General features: G+C 65.4%; 20 protein-coding genes and 2 pseudogenes. 15 read left to right on the forward strand and 7 right to left on the reverse strand.

Features of this window, described 5'->3' with window-relative positions; all coding sequences use genetic code 11:
- The first annotated feature begins 141 nt into the window (after positions 1–141).
- The 4 genes and pseudogenes from AB0I35_RS18555 (at position 142) to AB0I35_RS18570 (ending at position 2,534) form a co-directional block, all read left to right on the forward strand.
- Entirely contained in the window at positions 142–714 is a 573-nt protein-coding gene (locus tag AB0I35_RS18555; RefSeq protein ID WP_357397376.1) for a GNAT family N-acetyltransferase, read from the forward strand.
- Positions 715–1,248: 534 nt separating this feature from the next.
- A pseudogene (locus tag AB0I35_RS18560) lies at positions 1,249–1,458 on the forward strand (ADP-ribosylglycohydrolase family protein); the annotation flags it as partial.
- Positions 1,459–1,550: 92 nt separating this feature from the next.
- The gene (locus tag AB0I35_RS18565) at positions 1,551–1,952 is read left to right on the forward strand and encodes a hypothetical protein (RefSeq protein WP_357397299.1); all 402 of its coding nucleotides are present in this window, start codon (positions 1,551–1,553) and stop codon (positions 1,950–1,952) included.
- A gap of 114 nt (positions 1,953–2,066) precedes the next feature.
- On the forward strand, positions 2,067–2,534 hold the full coding sequence (locus AB0I35_RS18570; protein ID WP_357397300.1) for an NUDIX domain-containing protein: 468 nt from the start codon (positions 2,067–2,069) through the stop codon (positions 2,532–2,534).
- A 54-nt stretch (positions 2,535–2,588) separates the two neighbouring features.
- On the opposite strand, the gene AB0I35_RS18575 is transcribed toward AB0I35_RS18570, so the two are convergent.
- A complete protein-coding gene (locus tag AB0I35_RS18575) occupies positions 2,589–3,155 on the reverse strand; it encodes a TetR family transcriptional regulator (RefSeq protein WP_357397302.1) in 567 nt (188 codons plus the stop codon).
- A 97-nt stretch (positions 3,156–3,252) separates the two neighbouring features.
- Between AB0I35_RS18575 and AB0I35_RS18580 the strand changes: the two genes are divergently transcribed.
- Entirely contained in the window at positions 3,253–4,161 is a 909-nt protein-coding gene (locus AB0I35_RS18580; protein WP_357397304.1) for an oxidoreductase, read from the forward strand.
- A 251-nt stretch (positions 4,162–4,412) separates the two neighbouring features.
- Positions 4,413–4,787 (forward strand): DUF4440 domain-containing protein, encoded by a 375-nt coding sequence (locus AB0I35_RS18585; RefSeq protein WP_357397377.1) that lies wholly within the window; start codon positions 4,413–4,415, stop codon positions 4,785–4,787.
- Positions 4,788–4,842: 55 nt separating this feature from the next.
- Here AB0I35_RS18585 and AB0I35_RS18590 read toward each other — a convergent pair whose 3' ends face one another.
- Entirely contained in the window at positions 4,843–5,358 is a 516-nt protein-coding gene (locus AB0I35_RS18590; protein ID WP_357397305.1) for a hypothetical protein, read from the reverse strand.
- Between the two features lie 612 nt (positions 5,359–5,970).
- On the reverse strand, positions 5,971–6,318 hold the full coding sequence (locus AB0I35_RS18595) for a hypothetical protein (protein WP_357397307.1): 348 nt from the start codon (positions 6,316–6,318) through the stop codon (positions 5,971–5,973).
- An 88-nt stretch (positions 6,319–6,406) separates the two neighbouring features.
- Here AB0I35_RS18595 and AB0I35_RS18600 point away from each other — a divergent pair, with 88 nt between their 5' ends.
- Complete coding sequence (locus tag AB0I35_RS18600; protein ID WP_357397309.1) at positions 6,407–6,955, forward strand: hypothetical protein; 549 nt, start codon at positions 6,407–6,409, stop codon at positions 6,953–6,955.
- 102 nt (positions 6,956–7,057) lie between these two features.
- On the opposite strand, the gene AB0I35_RS18605 is transcribed toward AB0I35_RS18600, so the two are convergent.
- Entirely contained in the window at positions 7,058–7,576 is a 519-nt protein-coding gene (locus tag AB0I35_RS18605; RefSeq protein ID WP_357397310.1) for a helix-turn-helix domain-containing protein, read from the reverse strand.
- Between the two features lie 82 nt (positions 7,577–7,658).
- On the opposite strand from AB0I35_RS18605, the gene AB0I35_RS18610 reads away from it, so the two are divergent.
- The 6 genes from AB0I35_RS18610 to dmpG all read left to right on the forward strand — a co-directional run bounded on the left by AB0I35_RS18610 (position 7,659) and on the right by dmpG (position 13,896).
- Positions 7,659–8,090 (forward strand): hypothetical protein, encoded by a 432-nt coding sequence (locus AB0I35_RS18610; RefSeq protein ID WP_357397311.1) that lies wholly within the window; start codon positions 7,659–7,661, stop codon positions 8,088–8,090.
- A 342-nt stretch (positions 8,091–8,432) separates the two neighbouring features.
- Positions 8,433–9,470: a ferredoxin--NADP reductase gene (locus AB0I35_RS18615; protein ID WP_357397313.1), complete on the forward strand. Its 1,038-nt coding sequence runs from the start codon at positions 8,433–8,435 to the stop codon at positions 9,468–9,470.
- A gap of 15 nt (positions 9,471–9,485) precedes the next feature.
- A complete protein-coding gene (locus AB0I35_RS18620) occupies positions 9,486–10,901 on the forward strand; it encodes an MFS transporter (protein ID WP_357397314.1) in 1,416 nt (471 codons plus the stop codon).
- Positions 10,902–11,028: 127 nt separating this feature from the next.
- Positions 11,029–11,814 carry a 2-keto-4-pentenoate hydratase gene (locus AB0I35_RS18625; RefSeq protein ID WP_357397316.1) on the forward strand — a complete coding sequence of 262 codons (786 nt, stop codon included), beginning with the start codon at positions 11,029–11,031 and terminating at the stop codon, positions 11,812–11,814.
- Positions 11,815–11,920: 106 nt separating this feature from the next.
- The gene (locus tag AB0I35_RS18630; RefSeq protein ID WP_357397317.1) at positions 11,921–12,829 is read left to right on the forward strand and encodes an acetaldehyde dehydrogenase (acetylating); all 909 of its coding nucleotides are present in this window, start codon (positions 11,921–11,923) and stop codon (positions 12,827–12,829) included.
- Between the two features lie 38 nt (positions 12,830–12,867).
- Complete coding sequence (gene dmpG, locus AB0I35_RS18635; RefSeq protein WP_357397318.1) at positions 12,868–13,896, forward strand: 4-hydroxy-2-oxovalerate aldolase; 1,029 nt, start codon at positions 12,868–12,870, stop codon at positions 13,894–13,896.
- Between the two features lie 11 nt (positions 13,897–13,907).
- Here the strand turns inward: dmpG and AB0I35_RS18640 are convergent, their stop codons facing one another.
- Together AB0I35_RS18640 and AB0I35_RS18645 are read right to left on the reverse strand one after the other, a co-directional pair.
- Positions 13,908–14,669: an SDR family oxidoreductase gene (locus AB0I35_RS18640; protein ID WP_357397319.1), complete on the reverse strand. Its 762-nt coding sequence runs from the start codon at positions 14,667–14,669 to the stop codon at positions 13,908–13,910.
- Positions 14,670–14,788: 119 nt separating this feature from the next.
- A pseudogene (locus AB0I35_RS18645) lies at positions 14,789–14,899 on the reverse strand (zinc-binding dehydrogenase); the annotation flags it as partial.
- Positions 14,900–15,041: 142 nt separating this feature from the next.
- On the opposite strand from AB0I35_RS18645, the gene AB0I35_RS18650 reads away from it, so the two are divergent.
- The gene (locus tag AB0I35_RS18650; RefSeq protein ID WP_357397321.1) at positions 15,042–15,395 is read left to right on the forward strand and encodes a helix-turn-helix domain-containing protein; all 354 of its coding nucleotides are present in this window, start codon (positions 15,042–15,044) and stop codon (positions 15,393–15,395) included.
- Positions 15,396–15,561: 166 nt separating this feature from the next.
- Complete coding sequence (locus AB0I35_RS18655; protein ID WP_067492131.1) at positions 15,562–15,825, forward strand: helix-turn-helix transcriptional regulator; 264 nt, start codon at positions 15,562–15,564, stop codon at positions 15,823–15,825.
- Positions 15,826–15,907: 82 nt separating this feature from the next.
- On the opposite strand, the gene AB0I35_RS18660 is transcribed toward AB0I35_RS18655, so the two are convergent.
- Entirely contained in the window at positions 15,908–18,316 is a 2,409-nt protein-coding gene (locus AB0I35_RS18660; RefSeq protein WP_357397322.1) for an MFS transporter, read from the reverse strand.
- Between the last annotated feature and the right edge of the window lie 114 nt (positions 18,317–18,430).

The following is an 18,430-nucleotide window of genomic DNA, read 5'->3' on the forward strand; positions in this document are numbered from 1 at the left end:
ACGATGGCACCGGCGTCCCATCGCGCGTCCAAACGGTCCACTCAAGTCGAGTATCGGGGTGAGCGATCCGGCGCCGCGGACCACACGCGACGGCGGATATCGGGTTGCGGTGCAGCGGAGTGGACCGGCAATATCTCCCCTGTGGCAGTTGCAGCTTCCCGCGCTCTAGCACCGGGTGTCGGCCCTCCGCAACGAATCACCCTGGAAGGCCTCCTGATACGCCGCTGGCAGCCGGTCGATCTGATGGCCCGCTTCCAGGCGATCACAGCGTCCTACGACCACCTCGGTCCTTGGATGGATTGGCTCGCCGAACCACCGACATTGGAGAAGCAACGTGCACGCAGCCGAATGTGCGCCGCGAGTTGGCCCACCGCCGACCACAGCTTCGATTACGGAATTTTCGACGCGGACGGCACGCTGCTCGGCGCGATCAGCCTGCACGACAGTCTCGGCCCCGCGAGCTTGGAAGTCGGCTATTGGTGCCACGTCGCACACACCGGTCGCGGGATCGTGACTCGCAGCGTTGCCGAACTGACTCGAATCGCCCTGGAACTGCCTGGCGTCGACAGTGTGGAAATCCACTGTGATGAAGCCAATCTCCGCAGTGCCGCCGTCGCCCGACGACTCGGCTATCACCTCGATCGTGTAGAGCCCCGAGCGAAACACGCACCTGCGGAGTCTGGACGGGGAATGTACTGGGTCAAGCACCGATAATCCGCCCGGCTCGAGCACAATCCATCTCGTCACTCGACACAGACGCCGAACCCTCGCCGATCTCGAACACACGCTTCCGCCGGTTTCGTGTATTCGCCAGGTTCGCGTCGAGCGGGCGGATTGCACTACACCGATGCGAGTGCGTCAGCGGTAGGCAAGACCATGAGGGGAGACGACTTGTCGGTGCCGCAGGGCACGATATCGGCATGTCAGGGAATCTCCCGAGCCTGCGAGACGAGCTCGTCAAAGGTCTCACCGCCCCGATTACCGACTCGAGCGAGAAGCGGCGCAAATCCCTCCCTATCCGATACCGGCAGCCGTTGTTGCCGTCCGTGACCGTGTCCTCGAGGAACTCGTCCGCCGTCTGTCGAGGGCAGGAGATGGGCCGCCGACGGTTATTCGCGTGCTGAGCTGGCCTCGGGACTACCGAACCGAGGTACAGGAACTCGGTCGCAGCCACGGTCTCTTCGACTTCGCGGATCCGACTTGTGCATCCCCGCTACTCGGCAAGCCTGACACCTCGACACCGTCCCGTTCTGCCTCTGGGTCGTGGCCAACCACGGCCGCGATTTCGCAGACTCGTGCTGGACAGCCGCCTCGGCAGGAGGTGACAGTGACACCACCTGCGCGATCATCGGCGGGATCGTCGGTGCAGGCCCCGGTATCGACGTCGTACCACCCGACTGGCTCGCGCGCTGCAAACCACTACCTGAATGGGCCACCGCCACCATTCCGCTTCTCTGAAAGCGCGCGGGAGGGCCGCAGATTCGGTGACCGCAGTTGCCTTCATCTGCGTACCGCCGTCGAGATGGTGAGATAGCGAAGTGGAGAAACCAATGAACCTCGATACCTACTTCGCCGGGTGGGGGCGTTCCAAAGGGTGGAAGCCGTCGGACCCGAACCATCTCACCGAACGCGAGTACCTACTGCAGTTTGCAGCTCGCCCAGGCATGTTCATCGGCTTCACCAGCGTTCGTGGTGTGACTTGCTTTCTGGACGGTTACGACTACGCCGCATGCCGATCCGGAGGTCGAGGGCTAGATGGTTTCCGCGAGTGGCTCATCACCAACCACCTTCGTCGCGAGAGCAGTCTCGCCTGGCCGAGTGTGGTCGTACAGATTGCACTGCCCGAGCGGGACCTTGGCACAGATCTCACTCCCGTGCAGGAAACCCGCATCCTCGAGAGGTTGTTCGACCTGCTCGATCAATTCCTCACCGAACGTGAAACCATCGCATGAAAATCCGCGTGCCGCAGTGCGTGCGGTCCTGACGCCCGCATATGCCGGATCGAATCGCCCACCCACGGAACACTTTCCGAACGTCGATACGAGCGCCGGAGATAGAGTTCAGCGGTGACTTCGAGAATCGCGGCATACGGGGTCTGCCTCGAACACGATCGGATACTGCTTGTTCGACATGTAGCGCACAGCGGCGAAACCAACTGGACGCTGCCGGGCGGCGGGGTCGAGCACGCCGAGGACCCCTTCGATACGGTGACCCGCGAGCTCGCGGAGGAGACCGGACTAGAGGGCATCGTCGAACGCCTGCTCGGGGTGGATTCGAGGGTGATTCCGGCACATGTCGCCCACGCGGGCGTAGTGCACCAGAACATCGGGATCTACTATCTCGTCCGCGTCATCGGTGGCGGTCTCAGAGCCGAACCTAACGGGGCGACCGTTGAGCCGACCTGGACTCCGATTTCCGAAGTGACACACCTGCGACGATCGTCGCTCGTCGATTCGGGTCTGGCCCTGGCACAGACTCTTCCGCCGACCGGCCACGTCACGTCAACTCCGGTCGGCGGCCTGATCCAGCATTGATCCGGGAACTCCGCCCCTCAAAGCCCATACCGGGCGAGCGGGGGGGCGGACACTTCAGGTATCGGTGGGTGAGATCAGAGTTGCGACCGCGTCCAACACAAGACGACGGCGTTCGGTTCGTGGCACCAGGCGCACGATGTCTTCGGCCGGTTGATGCCACATGTTCGCGACAGTCAGTACCAAGGCCAGAATGTGCGTGGCCGGCTGCGTAGTGGTCACCGTCCCGCGTCGCTGGGCCTGTTCGATCGCCTCGACCTTCGCGCGCATCGACTCGGCCACCGAGGCACGCTGGGCGGACTCGCCACGCAGCAGGTGATACCACATCAGGAACCGCATCACCTCGGGGTTCGCCAGGCCGGCATCGTAGAGCTGCGCCGCGTATTCCGGCAGCCGGTCGGCGTCGAACGGCACCGTCGCCACGGTCGTGTCCACGATCATGTCGAAGACCGCGTCGAACAGTTCGTCTTTGCCCTTGTAGAACGAATACACAAGGCCCGCACTGACTCCCGCGCGTTTGGCCAGCCGATCGATACGCGCTCCGCCCAAGCCGAACTCGGCGAACTCCGCCAGCGCGGCATCGAACAGCAACTGCCGTTTAGCTTCGGGGTCCCTGGTGCGCACCTCCCCAACATAGTTATTGAACGTTCATTTGACAACGAGACCACCTCACCGCACAGTTGCTAATGAACATTCATTCAACAACGAAGGCGTAATCCGCATGACGCACTGGACTCCAACAGACATCCCCGACCAAACCGGCCGCACCGCGCTGATCACCGGTGCCAACAGCGGAATCGGATTGGAGACTGCTCGTGAACTGGCCGCGCGCGGCGCACGAGTCATCCTGGCCGGACGCGATCAGAACAAGCTCGACGAAGCGGTCGAGGCCGTACACGCCGCCGCGCCTCGGGCCGAGGCCACCACCCTGGTCGTGGATCTGTCCGACCTCGCCTCGGTGCGCCGCGCGGCCCAGCGGATCGCGGCGACCGAAACCATCGACCTGCTGTTCAACAACGCCGGGGTGATGAATCTGCCCACTCGCCTGACCACCCGGGACGGATTCGAGATGACCATGGGTACAAACCATCTCGGCCACTTCGCCCTCGATGCCCTACTCTGGCCCGCCGTCCGCCGCTCGACCGCGGCTCGCGTCGTCACCGTCAGCGCGATCGCCGCACGCTGGCCCCTCGGCAAGCTCGACGACCTGATGAGCGACAACAGCTACAGCGGCATGGCCGCGTACGCGAAGTCCAAGCGCGCCAATATCGTCTACACCCTCGAACTCGCGCGCCGTACCGCCCGCACGCCGATCGAAGCCATCGTCGTCCACCCCGGTTCGGCGATGACCAGTCTCCAACGACACGGCACAGGAGCGCTGACGCGCCTTCTCACTCCTCTTGCAGCCCGCGTGCTGATGGGTTCACCCGCCGGCGCCACGTGGCCCTCGCTGTACGCCGCCACCAGTCCCGACATCACCAGCGGCGAATTCATCGGTCCGGCCGGACGCGACCAGACCTCCGGCACTCCGAGACCTGCGAAACTCCCGAAAGGCGCCGCCGACAGCGAACTGGGCGCGCGATTGTGGGCCGACAGTGAACGACTCGCCGGAGTCACCTTCCAACCCTGACATCACTCAAACGAGCCGGGCGACAGGAACACTCATTCGATCCGCCAACTGCGCCCAGCGTGTCTCGCTCAATTCCTTCTCGCTGATCCCGTCCTGCGACGCTACCGATCAGCTCGGAAAACCCGTATGAAAGCCGATGCGCTTGAACGCACTCGACCGGCGAAGAGGCGGATCCCAGGTTGACGTCGGGACCGCACACGAAATCTGTTGCCGCTCCGTGCTCGGGTGCCCAAACTGTCCGCGTGGCCCTCATGAACGACGATTCCGAGATCGAGTACGTGGTTTCAGCTGAGCTGCGGTTGGCCGACCGCAGGATTCGAAACTCCAGAGCCGATTCCGCTGCGCTACTGGACGCGGACTTTCGCGAGTTCGGCGCATCCGGCAGGGTGTGGGACCGAGAGTCGATTCTCGACATGATGAGCGACGACATTTCCTCGGTGCCCACGATCGACCACGTCACAGCCGCACGTCTGGCGCCGACCGTGATTCACGTGACCTACCGGACACGTAGCCAGGAACGCACCGCTGTTCGCAGCTCGATTTGGCTGCTTCGCGACGGCAGCTGGAACCTCTACTTTCACCAGGGCACTGTGCAACACGAGACAGCGACACAGGATGACAACTAACTGATGAGGCACGCACGAGGAACCAGACGACCCGACGTCAGCAGAAGTAGCCTCGTCACAGTTCGGACCAAGCGACCCCGGACCATGGAGATGCTCGTCCGGCAATCAACTGGAGATGGAAGTCGGGACCTTCGTGTGTCCGACCATCCTCGGGATCGGTGAGTTGGCTGACGGTGCAGATGTAGTCGCCGTTGGGGAGTTCGATGCCGGACCCGTATATGTCCTTGTCGTCGTCCACGGCGGATTCCGCGTACTGGGCAGCCATGGTGACCGTCTCCAGATTGACCACGATCAGCTCACCACGGGTCACGGTGATGGGGCCGGTGATCTGCCTGATGACCGGCAGCCGCGGATCCACCGGAGAATCCGAAAGGTCGATCCGCCACTGCTCCTCGCCGCCGGTTCCCCAGAACAACATCGTCCGCTGCCGTATCTCGGATTCGAAGCGCTCGAACAACATTTCCAAGGTCCAGTCTTCACCCACGAACGACGTGTACGCATGGGGGTCGACAAGGCCGAGGAATCCCGAGTCATCGGTCATCTCGTCGATTCGATGCTGAAGCTGTGCCACGCGGTTGCCCTCCCCGGAATGATCACCGAACCCTACCGCCACGATGTTCGGTCGAACACCGAGCCCACTCCACACGGCATCCGCGAAGAGTCCGAGCAGTTCCCGCGGAAGTGCTCCGGCACAAGAGAACTGACAACCCAGCGTACTGACCGGCAATACCCGGAGCCTGCGATTCGCTGTCAGCTCTTACACTCATGCCGCCTACGCAAAACCCCGCCGACCGGGTCGGTGACCGAACTGGGCCGAGGCATTCTCGAGCGTTCTCTTGGGCTACTCGAGCCAATCCTATTGCGTCGCTACGATCCGATCATGGAAATCGAAACCTGGTTCCACGGGAACGTGCGGGCATACGCCGCTGACCCCTTGAGGGCCAGGGACTACACGAACGTCAAGATCGTGCGCGACGGACCACCTATCGCTCATGCGGTGGTCGCAGGCAGCAGTGAACCCGGATGCGGTACAGATGTGCAGGTACTACCGCACGGATTTTCCTGGTCACGTCCTATTCCCGATTGGTGGGAACGCTGCGCACAGTGTGTTACCCGCCATCCACTGTGAGCTCCACAGTCGTCTCCCGCGGCCACTGAAACATCCGTCCGTGCCGATGAGCGTTCATTCCTGTGGGTGCCAGCCGTCGACTATCACGTCCGCGTGGTCTGGCGTCCGGACGGCAGCGAAGTGGGCATCCTCGGCAGTCATCCAGCGCTGCCACAACGGCAGCGCTTCGGCCCCGTCGCGGTCCAGCCCACGTCTGAGCCGCGTATCGCGCGGGGTTTCCACCCAGATCGACAGCGACAGGCGGTCACGGACCGCTGCGCGCGCGGACGAGACCCCTTCCAGGATCAGCACATCCGGGCTCGCCAGCTCGTGCCATTCAGATAAGGCCCGCGAAGTCCAGTCATACCGCTGGTACCGTGCGGGACGGCCCTTGCCGAGCGGTTCCTGTACCTGGGCTTCCAACCTCGGCCACCAGTCGAGTTGGTTGTCCCAGGATGCGAAGGCCTCGGCATCCGAACGAATGATCTCCCATGGTGACCGACGGTGACGTGTGGAAACCGTCCAGCGGGTGGTCGGACGCGATCTGAAGCAGTGGGAGAACCTGTTTGTTGTGACATCCGAAGAAATATCGGGTCGGGTGGTCGGAGGCTGGGCAAACGGCCGCACCGGTTTTGAATCCGATTTCCACGAGCCGATAGGAGATCGTGGCAGCGAGTGGCTGTTCGTGCGCTTCCAAGCCGCAGTACAGAGTCGATCTGGTTGGTTTCCAGGAGTATTCGCTTTGGTGAACGGGTTATCCCGGGCGGGTCGCCTGACTACCGCTGAAGAGCTTTTCCGCCAGCGTGAAAACGCTTGGTACCACAGTAATCTCGTCGATCCGAGCGTTGTGGACCCGTCTGTTTACGACCGGCAGTTGCATCCCGGCGCCGCGGCCTGGTTCAAGCCGTGGGCCACTGAGATGATCTCTCGTGTAGACGGTTACACGAGGATCCTGGACGCACACGGAATCGGATGGGCTCGGGTGCACTCCGGAAACCCGGGCCGCATCCTCTACGAGGACGTCCATCAGATCATCGCGGAACCCGATTGTTCGGGCTGATGATCATGGTGGCGTCCGAGGCTGACCGCGACCCGATGTGCGGCACTCGGGAGGCGCGTCAGCGACCGGTTGGAGCGAGATCGGAGTTTCCTTTTCTCCGGTTCAGGACTTGGCATCAGGCTGTGCCGACAGTTCGCTGCGGCGGGCGAGCACTGTGGTCCCCGGCCCCGAGGCCGCACCCGGGCCGGGTAGGGCGGTCACACTCTGCGCGGTTATCGGTTTCGCACACTCCGAGCAGCAGACCTGCGGCGTGAACTGGTGCCCGCATGCGTCGTGCACCAATCGGACCGGCGGACCACCCGGCGGGGTGGCCCATTTGTCACCCCAGGCCATCAGCGCCATCAGCACAGGGACGAGTTCGCGTCCCGCCTCGGTGAGGTGGTATTCGTGCCGCAGCGGTCGTTGCTGGTACGCCCGGCGCTCCACGATGCCGTCTGCCATCAGCGCTTCGAGTCGTCGAGTGAGCAGATTGCGGGAAATTCCGAGGTTCTCGGCGATGTCGTCGAAACGGCGCAGGCCGAGGTAGAGGTCACGCACGATCAGCGGCGACCACCATTGCCCGACCCGCTCCAGGGATTGCCCGATCGAGCAGTGCATCTCCGCGAAGCTGGTCCTGTGCATGCCCTCAGTGTAGAGAGTTGATTCATTGAACTCACCACGCGTACGGTGATGGAGTCATAGAGTTCAATGAAAGGACTGACTGATGCCGTTCGTGGAATTGTTCGTTCCCAAAGGTTCACTCGGCCAGGAGAGCCGGGAGAAGATCGGCGGACAGCTGGTCTCGGAGGTGATGCTCGCCGAGGGTGCGCCCGACACCGCCGCGGCTCGTTCCATCTCGTGGCTGGTGGTGAACGAGATCGACGCCTGGTTCGTGGGTGGTCGGCAACTCCCGGCCGGTAGCAGTCCGAAATACATGGTGCGAGTGGGAGTTCCAGCCGGCTCGATGAACGACGAAAAGCGCCGCGACATCGTGCGGCGCGTCAACCGGGTGCTGGCGGAGGCCGACGAGGACCCTGCACGTTTCGCCGACGCCGCCACCGCGTGGGTGCACATCAACGAGATTCCGGAAGGCAATTGGGGTGCCGCCGGCGAAATCGTACGGATCGAGGACATTGTGGCGTTGGTGTCCAGCTAGGCGGACAGGGAAGGAAGTCGGCCGGTCTCGGTGATCAGGTCAGCCCACGACTCCCAGAGTGGGTTCGAGTTCATTCGGCCATCCCGGATTGGCGGTAACCGCAGACCGAGGCGCTGCTCGACCGCTACGACGTCGTCCGCCGGCGGCCGGGGATAGCCGAGCCGGCGTTCATAGCGTTCGTAACCATCCACCGCGCTAGCCCGTCACCTCCTGAGCGAATCCGCATCTCCCGGTGAGCGGGCACCGCGACGCGGTCTCCCGACCACCGGGAGCCGGGGCTGCCAGGGCGGCACGGGACTGGGACCGTCGTGGCGACGTGTTCGCGAGCGTAGGAGGACATCGGTGACGAGGGCGAGTGTCGGCGTGGCGCTTGGTGCGCGGGTGGTGACGCTGCGGGTCGCGGCGGTGGTCGAGGAGACTGCCGAGGCGCGTTCGTTCGTGTTCGAGGTTCCCGAGGATGCGAAGGAGCGGTTCGGGTATCGGCCCGGTCAGTTCCTCACACTGCGGATACCCGGGGAGCGGCCGGTGGCGCGGTGTTATTCGCTGGCGAGTTCGCCGCTCACGGGGGAACCGCCCAAGGTGACGGTCAAGCGCACCGAGGGTGGGTACGGCTCGAACTGGTTGTGCGACAACGTATCCCCCGGCGACAGTATCGACGTGTTGCCGCCGACCGGCACGTTCACGCCTGCCTCGCTCGACGAGGATCTGCTGTTGTGGGCCGGGGGCAGTGGGATCACACCGGTGCTGTCGATCCTGGTCTCGGCGCTGGTCGGTGGGCGGGGCAAGGTGGTGTTGTTCTACGCCAACCGTGATCGGGACTCGGTGATCTTCGATCGGGCGCTCACCGAACTCGCGCGGCGATACCCGGACCGGCTCACGGTGACCCATTGGCTGCAGTCCGAACGCGGTCTGCCGGATGCCGGTTCGCTGGCCGGCTTCGCCGCCCCGTATCCCGATTTCCACTCGTACCTGTGTGGTCCTGCCCCGTTCATGGCCGCGGTGACCGAAGCACTGGCGGATCGTCCACGGGAGCGGGTGACCAGCGAGGTCTTCGTCTCGCTCTCGGGCGACCCGTTCGCCGAGCCGGTACCCGTCGCCTCCGACGACACAGCCGCCGACGTGGACGTGGAGCTCGACGGCACCGTCCACGCGCTGCGCTGGCCCCGCGATCGGACGCTCGTCGACGTGATGCTGGCCCGCGGACTCGATGTCCCGTACTCGTGCCGGGAAGGTGAATGCGGTTCGTGCGCCTGCACGGTGCTCGACGGCGAGGTCGAGATGGGCAGGACCGGCGTGCTGGACGACGACGACATCGCCGCCGGCTACATCCTCGCGTGTCAGGCGCACCCGCGCACCAGCACAGTTCGCATCCGCTTCTGATCCGGGAGGTGCGCTGTGGCTATTGATACCGCGCGGGAATCGGTCGGGTTCGGGTCCGAGCGTGGGCCGGTGCTCGTGTCGCTGATGCTCGCGACGGGGCTGGTCGCCCTCGATTCGACGATCCTGGCCACCGCGGTGCTCGCCATCACCGACAGTCTCGGCGATTTCGCGCTGTTCCCCTGGTTGTTCTCCAGCTACTTGCTCGCCCAGGCCGTCACCGTTCCCGTCTACGGCGCGCTGGCCGACACGTTCGGCCGAAAACCGGTGATGCTGTTCGGGATCGCCGTCTTCGCGCTCGGTTCGCTGCTGTGCGGGCTGGCGAGCAGCATGCTCGCGCTGATCGTGTTCCGTGCGGTGCAGGGGCTCGGTGCGGGCGCGATCCAGCCGACGACCATGGTGATCGCGAGCGATCTCTACACCCTGGCCGAGCGCGCGACGATCCAGGGCTATCTCGCCGGAGTGTGGGCGGTGGCGTCGGTGACCGGCCCGCTGCTGGGTGGCGTCTTCGCCGACTATCTCGGCTGGCGCTGGATCTTCCTGATCAACCTGCCGTTGGCTGTGCTCGCCGCGTGGATGCTGGTGCGCGGCTTCGACGAAACGGTTCCTCGGCGCCGTTCCCGCATCGACTGTGCCGGGGCGTTCCTGCTCACCGCCGGTGCGAGTGCGCTGGTCCTCGGCCTGCTCGAAGGTGGTCGCGCCTGGGCATGGGATTCGGCGACGGGAATCGCCGTGTTCACCGGAGCCGCACTGCTGCTGACCGTCTTCGTCGTGGTCGAAACCCGTGCGGCACAGCCGATTCTGCCGTTGTGGATCTTCACCCGGCCGGTGGTACTGGCGAGCACGGTGGCGGCGATGCTCGGTGGTGCGCTGCTGTTCGGGTTCACCACCTATGTGCCGATGTTCAACCAAGGGGTGTTGGGGACCGGTGCGCTGGTTGCCGGGCTCGTCACCGGCGCGCTCACGCTTGGCTGGCCGCTGTCGGCCGCACAGGCGGGAAAGGTGTACCTGCGCTTCGGTTTCCGGGCCTGTGCGGTGTCTGGAGCTTGTGTTGCGACGATCGGGGCCGCCTCGACCTTGCTCATCGATGAGAACTCAGCGCTGTGGCAGGTGGCCGCATCGTGTTTCGTTGTCGGTGCGGGAATGGGACTGGTCGCCACACCCACGCTCATCGCGGCACAGACCGGCGCAGCCTGGCCGGAGCGGGGTGTGGTCACCTCGGCCGCGCTGTTCGCCCGCTCGCTCGGTAGCGCCGTCGGTGTCGCCGTGTTCGGCGCGATCGTCAACGCCCGCATCGCAGGCTCCGGGGACCCGGCCCCGGAAACGCTCGCCGGGGCAATACATCTCGTCTTCGTCGCTATCGCCGCGATGACGGTGGTCATGGTCGTGGCCTGCGCGTTCATGCCTCGCCGGGCCGCCACCACTCAACTGTGACAGTGGCTTTCCCCGAATCCGGGAAAGCCACCGAATTTCTTTCCGGCCAGCGGGAAGCGGACCGTTCGGCTGCTCTCCCGCCGAGGAGCATGGGACGCATGATCACCACGACAAGGACGGAGGCAGCATGCTGAGCCCCACCGTGCGCAGCGAGCTCGCGGACGAATTGGCCCGCGCCGAACAGGATCGGGTGGCCGTGCCGCCGCTGGTCGACCGGTACCCCGGCATCGACGTGGTCGACGCTTACGAGATCCAGTTGCTCAACATCCAACGCCGACTGCGCGACGGCGCCCAGGTGGTCGGACACAAGGTGGGGCTGTCGTCCGAGGCGATGCAGCAGATGATGGGCGTCGACGAACCCGATTACGGGCATCTACTGGCCGAGATGGAAGTCTTCGAAGACGTCCCCGTCGACACCTCGCAGTACCTGCTGCCCCGCGTGGAGGTCGAGGTCGGGTTCGTCCTCGGCAAGGACCTGCCCGGCGAGGACTGCACCGAAGCCGACGTCCTGGCCGCGACCGTGGCCTACGCGCCCGCGATCGAGCTGATCGATTCGCGGATCGAAGACTGGAAGATCGGGCTGGCCGACACCATCTCCGACAACGCCTCCTCGGCCGGGTACGTCCTGGGCGAACAGCGCGTGGCCCCGGCCGATATCGACATCACCGCCATCGACGCGGTCCTGACCCGCAACGGTGAGGTCGTGGCCGAAGGCCGCAGCGACGCGGTCCTCGGTGACCCGGTGATCGCGGTGGCCTGGCTGGCACGCAAGGTCGCGACCTTCGGCGTGCGGCTCAAAGCCGGTGACATCGTGCTGCCCGGCTCCTGCACCCGCGCCATCGACGCCCGCCCCGGCGACGACTTCCACGCCGAATTCACCGGACTCGGTTCGGTCCGTCTGCGTTTCGCCTAGGTTGCGTTTCGCCCAGGCCGACACCGCGCTACCTCTCTGCCGCTGAGTCGACGCGGAAATCCAGTACTTCGCCGGTTCACCGGCCCCAAACTCGAGGAGGCTTACCGTGGCCAACGGGAATGTCACTGCCGCGATCGTCGGATCCGGCAATATCAGCACCGATCTGCTCTACAAACTGTTGCGGTCGGAATCCATCGAACCCCGGTGGATGATCGGGATCGACCCGGCCAGTGAAGGGCTGAAGCGCGCTCGTGGGCTCGGCTTGGAGACCTCGGCCGAGGGTGTCGACTGGTTGCTCGCTCAACCGGAGAAGCCCGACCTCGTTTTCGAAGCGACCTCGGCCTATGTGCATCGTGCCGCCGCGCCGCGATACGCCGAATCAGGTATTCGGGCAGTCGATTTGACTCCGGCTGCGGTCGGGCCCGCCGTCGTGCCCCCGGTCAATCTCGCGTCGTTGGTCGATGCGCCGAACGTCAATATGATCACCTGCGGTGGACAGGCGACGATTCCTGTCGTGGCCGCTGTCTCGCGAGTCGTTCCGGTGCCCTACGCCGAAATCGTGGCCTCGGTGTCGTCGGTGTCGGCCGGACCCGGAACCCGCGCCAATATCGATGAATTCACCAAGACCACCAGCCGCGGTGTGGAAACCATCGGTGGTGCCCAGCGCGGTAAGGCGATCATCGTTCTCAACCCGGCCGAACCGCCGATGATCATGCGCGACACCATTTTCTGTGCCATCCCCGAGGACGCCGACCACGCCGCGATCACCGACTCGATCCACCGCATGGTCGCCGACATCCAGCAATACGTGCCCGGTTACCGCCTTCTGAACGAACCCCAATTCGACGAACCCTCGGTGATCTCCGGCGGCCTGGCGAAGGTTTCGGTGTTCGTGGAAGTCGAAGGCGCGGGCGATTTCCTGCCGCCGTATGCGGGCAATCTCGACATCATGACCGCCGCCGCCACCAAGGTCGGCGAAGTCATGGCCGATCAGATCCACGCCGCCCGCGTGTGAGCGCGCATCCCTCCGCCCCGGCCTCGTTAGGAATTCCCATGCCGTACTCCGCTGATCTCGACATCCGTATCACCGACACCTGCCTGCGCGACGGGTCGCACCACAAACGTCACCAATTCACCACCACCGAGGTCCGCGATATCGTCGCCGCCCTCGATGGTGCCGGTGTTCCCGTCATCGAAGTCACCCATGGCGACGGACTCGGCGGTTCCTCGTTCAACTACGGATTCTCCAAGACCCCTGAACAAGAACTGGTGCGCATTGCCGCCGACACCGCCGAGCAGGCCAAGATCGCGGTCCTGATGCTGCCCGGCGTGGGAGTCAAAGAAGACATCAAGATCTCTCAGGACAACGGCGCCTCCATCTGCCGCATCGCCACGCACTGCACCGAAGCCGACGTCTCCATTCAGCATTTCGGCTACGCCCGCGACCTCGGCCTGGAGACCGTCGGGTTCCTCATGATGTCGCACACCCAAAGCCCTGAGGCGCTGGCGAGACAAGCCCGCATCATGGCCGACGCCGGCTGCGAATGCGTCTACATCGTCGACTCCGCGGGCGCCCTGGTCCTCGACCAGGTCTCCGACCGCGTCGCGGCCTTGGTCGCCGAGCTCGGCACCGACGCCCGAGTCGGCTTCCACGGCCACGAAAACCTCGACCTCGCCGTCGCCAACAGCATCTACGCCATTCGCGCGGGCGCCACTCAAATCGACGGCAGCGCACGCCGCTTCGGCGCGGGCGCGGGCAACACACCTGTCGAAGCCTTGGTCGGGGTCTGCGACAAACTCGGGATCAAAACCGGCATCGATTTCTTCGCCATCGCCGACGCCGCCGAGGATGTCGTGCGCCCGGCCATGCCGCAGGAATGCCTCCTGGACCGCCAATCTCTCATGATGGGCTACGCGGGCGTCTATTCCAGCTTCCTCAAACACGCCGAACGCCAAGCCGAACGCTACAACGTCTCCGCCGCCGAAATGCTCGTCCGCGCGGGTGAACGCAAACTCGTCGGCGGGCAGGAAGACCAGCTCATCGACATCGCCCTCGAACTGCGACGCCGAACCACGGGCTAGGCGACCTACGATCAGTGCCCGACGGCACTCGAGGTGAGATAGTCCGCGCCGCCGACATAAACCGTCCGCCCGTCGGCGTCGCGCGACTGCGCCGCAGCCACGATCGCCGCGGCGAAATCCTCGACAGTCGGCAACGGGCCCGCCGCACGGCGTGACGCGACACTGCTCGCGTCGCGCCGTTCCAGCAGCCGGACGATGATCGTCCCGTCGATCATGTCACCGGACACCACAGTGAAACCGACTCCCCGCGAGCGGAATTCGGGCATCAGCGCGCGCAGGGCATCCTCACCTGCCCGCTTGCTCTGCGCGATCGGTGCGTAACCCGCGGGTACATCGGACTTCTCGTGAATGAAGTGCGCCTGGTGGCTGGTGACGAACACGATGCGTCCGCCCGACGGCATCAAGGGCAGCATCGCCTTCGTGAGATCCACCTGCGCGTCCCGATTGAGGCGCAGCGCGTAGCCGGGGTCCGCGTCACGCTCGAGGCCGCCGGAAGCATTGAGCACCACCACATCCAGCCGACCGTGAGAGCGCTGGATTTCGGCCGCCATGGCCGCGACATCACTGGCCTCCGACACATCCGCGCCGAGCGCCGAGGCGCTCCCACCGGCCGCCACGATCTCGGCGACGACCGTCTCGGCCCGCTTGCGTTTCTCCCGGAAGTTCACGAGCACGTGCGCACCCGTCGCACCGAACTGTCTCGCCGTCTCCGCACCGATCCCGCGCGAAGCCCCGGTCACCAGCACCACTCGCCGCGCCGTCGATTCCACCATCGTGCTCCTCCCACCCGCATGCTTCTGATTCAGAAGCAACTATCGTGCTTCTGAATCAGAAGCGCAACCGGCGGATGATCCCAACGGCCGGTAGAAACCCTGCTTCCAGGCGATTCGAGCTATGCGGCGACGGTGATCACGATCTTCGCCCTGGCATGTTCGGACTCCATGTAGCTGATGGCTGCGGGCGTCTCGGCCAGTGGGTAGGTCCGGTCGATGGCCGGGTGGACATGGCCCGACTTGTCTTCACCTCGACAACGCTAGGCGGCACGACATCCCCACACATCGGGGAACTCCCCGAGGTATTCCGGAATCGGCACCCCGCCCAGCGCCTGGATGCTTCTGATACAGAAGCGGCTAGCGTACTTCTGAATGAGAAGCGCTAACGGCGGTGACGAGACCGCCGAACCCTCCGCGAAGATCGTGGCCGCGATCGACCTGCTCGGGCAGCGGTGGATGCTGCGCGTGATCTGGGAACTCGAGCCCGGCCCCCTCGGCTTCCTCGACCTGCGCCGCCGGATGGGCAATTGCTCGTCGAGCATGCTCTCCGACCGCCTCCAGCAATTGCAGTCCGCGGGCCTGACCCGCAAGAACGGGCCGCGCGGCGCCTACGAGCTGACCACCGAGGGCGCCCGCCTGGCCGAGTCCCTCCAGCAGGTCTGGGACTGGGCCGAGCAATGGACACCCACCGGCGACGGCCGAGTCCCCTGGCGTCCCACCCGCTAGCTCATGGGCAGTTGATCACCACCCTCTGATGGCGGCGCTTCCCGAGTGGCGGCCGCCACCACAGCGTGGTGATGGCACGTCCAGGATGCCGCGACGCCCGGGACGGATCGTGCCGTCAGACGCACCTTCTTGGCGGCTCGGTGAGTGAGCACTTACCATCGGGGGCATGGTTCGTCTTCCGCTCAGCCCCGCCCAGGTCGAAGCCGGGCGTCGGCTGGGTCGGCGGTTGCGGACGGCCCGGGGCGATCGGGAACTCAACGAGGTAGCCGGGCGGGCAGGCATCTCTCCCGAAACGTTGCGCAAGATCGAGTCCGGGCGCATGCCCTCCCCCGCGTTCGGCACCATCGTCGGCCTCGCCGAAGCGCTCACGATCCCGCTCGCCGAGCTGGCCGAGGTCTACCGCGCCGAACAGGTCGCCGAATCCGCCTAGGCCGTTCCGGTTCGCGCTCGCCGATAGCGAGGCGCTGGATGCCCGATCCCCGACCTGCGCGCACGACTTACCGGAACACCGACTACCGGCGATGCATCGATTCTTCGTTGTCGTATCCCAGGGTGACGTCGTGGGTGATCTCCCCGCGGGTGACCGCTACCTGGCTCGCGACCGGTGGGTAGCCGCGAGCGACAACTGTGTACTCGCCCTCGGGCAGGTCGGGCACGAGGTAGCGGCCTTTGTCGTCGGTGCGGGTGGTGGCGGCCGGGTCGCCGCTGGAATCGAGCACGGTGATCTCGACATCCGCGACCGGGCGGTCGCCGTCGACCCACGCCGAACCCGTCAGGATCGCCATCGGTTCCAGGTCGATATCGCGGTGCAGTGAGCCGGTTTCCGGGACGGTCAGGGCGAGTGCTGTCGGGCGCATGTGGTCGGCTACCGCGACCAGGGTGTAGGTGCCGCTGACGACGTCGCGGCAGACATAGGTACCGTCCTCGCCAGTGATAGCCGCCCCGACCACCTCCCCTTCGGGATCGGTCAGGGTCACCGTCGCACCCCACAGTGGTTCGCCGCGCCGCGCCGAGCGCACCACCCCGGTGAGTTCACCCGCCCCGGTGAGCATCAGATCGACGTGCTGGGCCCGCTCCCCGATCGACACGCTCACCGCCTCGGGTTGATGACCGGTGGCGGCCGCGATGAGGACATAGTTGCCCGGTCGTGGTGCCTCGATCATGTAGGCGCCGTCGGCGTCGCCGTTACCGCGCGCCACCTGGTGACCGTGCTGATCGATCAGGGTGAGCGTCGCCGACGGGACCGGGCGGGCGTCGTCACGACGCAGCAGACCCGCGATCACCCGGCCCGTCGCGCCGGGCCGCAGTTTGCCCGCCATCTCGTGCGCGTCGTAGAGGCTCACGTCGCGCAACCGGGCGCCCTCGTCGGCCTCGTCCGGGACCGGATCCTCCTGCAGCGGAATCTCTTTCATGAACACCAGGACCAGGCAGGCGACGATCGCCAGATCGGCGGCCAGCAGGAACACGGTGTGCATCGAGTCGGTGAAACCCTCGAGGATCGGGATCCGCAGGTGGTCGGGCAGGGCCGCGATGCCGCTGGTGTCGCTCTGCAGGGCCTCGAGCCGGGCAGCGTCGAAACCGGGCGGGAGGGTGCCGCCGAAGGCGCTCAGGATGGAACCGGGCAGGCGATCGAACAGCACGGTGAGGAAGACCGCGACGCCGAGGGTGCCGCCGAGCTGCCGGAAGAACGTGGCCGCCGCCGTCGACACGCCCATCTCGGTGCGCCCGACCGCGTTCTGCGCGGCGATCACCAGTGTCTGCATGCAGCCGCCGAGCCCGAAACCCATGATCGCGCTGTAGGCCAGCGGCTGCCACAGCGGACCGTCGTAGGTGATGCGGGCGAACAATCCGCAGCCGATGGCCAGGATCAGCGCGCCGAGCACCGGCAGCACCTTGTAGCGCCCGCTGGCCTTGGTGATCAGGCCCGACAGCTGGGCGCCGACCATGATGCCGAGCACCAGCGGCAGCATCAGCAGCCCCGCCTCGGTGGGCGAGAACCCGCGCACCACCTGCAGGTATTGCGGAACCATCGTGATGGCCCCGAACATGGCGACACCGATGAGGAATCCACCGAGAATGGCGACGCTGAAGGTGGAACTGCGGAACAACCGCAGCGGGATCAGTGCCGCGTCCTTCATCAGGAACTCGACGATCACGAACACCAGCAGCCCGCCCGCGCAGATGCCGTAGCAGAACAGCGACTTCGGGGACGTCCAGCCCCACAGCCTGCCCTGCTCGGCGACGATCAGCAGCGGCACCACCCCGACCACGAGCGCGACCGCGCCGAACCAGTCGATCCGGCTGCGCTGCCGGGTGTGGCCGACATCGAGCACCCGCCACACCACCAGGAACGCGAGCAGACCCACCGGCACGTTGACCAGGAACACCCAGCGCCAGCCCTCGATACCGCCGAGGCTCTCGTAGTCGGACAGGAACCCGCCAACCACCGGCCCGAGCACCGTCGCGATGCCGAAGACCATGAGGAAATAACCCTGGTAGCGGACCCGTTCGCGGGCGGGCACGATGTCACCGACGATGGTGAACGCCAACGACATCAGCCCGCCTGCCCCGAGCCCCTGGAACGCGCGGCACCCGGCCAGCTGGTACATCGTCTGGGCGAAGCAGCAGGCCGCCGAACCGAGGACGAACAGTGCGATCGCCAGCAGATAGAACGGTTTACGCCCATAGATGTCGGCGAGTTTGCCGTAGAGGGGCGTGGTGACGGTCGCGGTGATGAGGTATGCCGTTGTCGCCCAGGCCTGTTCGTCGAAGCCGTCGAGACTGTTCGCGATCCGCACGATCGCGACGCTGACGATGTTCTGATCGAGTGCGGCCAGGAACACCCCGAGTAGCAGGCCGGACAGAATGGTGAGTGTCTGGCGGTGCGTGAGGCGTGGTTCGGCGACGACGGTATCGGTCATGGAAAAGCCCTGGTTCTGATCGGCTGGCTGGTGGGTGTCGATCATTCGGCCCACACGAGGGCCGACAACCCCGCTGCGAGGAAAACTTTGCGCCGCGGGTCGAACTCTTCACGC

This window comes from Nocardia sp. NPDC050378 (assembly GCF_040655675.1).
GTDB classification, from domain to species: Bacteria; Actinomycetota; Actinomycetes; order Mycobacteriales; family Mycobacteriaceae; genus Nocardia; species Nocardia coubleae.

Coding starts and splice junctions, on each gene's coding strand:
- AB0I35_RS18565 (WP_357397299.1), top strand. CDS start 1,551: ATGAACCTCGATACCTACTTCGCCGGGTGGGGGCGTTCCAAAGGGTGG.
- AB0I35_RS18580 (WP_357397304.1), top strand. CDS start 3,253: ATGACGCACTGGACTCCAACAGACATCCCCGACCAAACCGGCCGCACC.
- AB0I35_RS18585 (WP_357397377.1), top strand. CDS start 4,413: ATGAACGACGATTCCGAGATCGAGTACGTGGTTTCAGCTGAGCTGCGG.
- AB0I35_RS18605 (WP_357397310.1), bottom strand. CDS start 7,576: ATGCACAGGACCAGCTTCGCGGAGATGCACTGCTCGATCGGGCAATCC.
- AB0I35_RS18610 (WP_357397311.1), top strand. CDS start 7,659: ATGCCGTTCGTGGAATTGTTCGTTCCCAAAGGTTCACTCGGCCAGGAG.
- AB0I35_RS18625 (WP_357397316.1), top strand. CDS start 11,029: ATGCTGAGCCCCACCGTGCGCAGCGAGCTCGCGGACGAATTGGCCCGC.
- dmpG (WP_357397318.1), top strand. CDS start 12,868: ATGCCGTACTCCGCTGATCTCGACATCCGTATCACCGACACCTGCCTG.
- AB0I35_RS18640 (WP_357397319.1), bottom strand. CDS start 14,669: ATGGTGGAATCGACGGCGCGGCGAGTGGTGCTGGTGACCGGGGCTTCG.
- AB0I35_RS18650 (WP_357397321.1), top strand. CDS start 15,042: ATGAGAAGCGCTAACGGCGGTGACGAGACCGCCGAACCCTCCGCGAAG.
- AB0I35_RS18655 (WP_067492131.1), top strand. CDS start 15,562: ATGGTTCGTCTTCCGCTCAGCCCCGCCCAGGTCGAAGCCGGGCGTCGG.
- AB0I35_RS18660 (WP_357397322.1), bottom strand. CDS start 18,316: ATGACCGATACCGTCGTCGCCGAACCACGCCTCACGCACCGCCAGACA.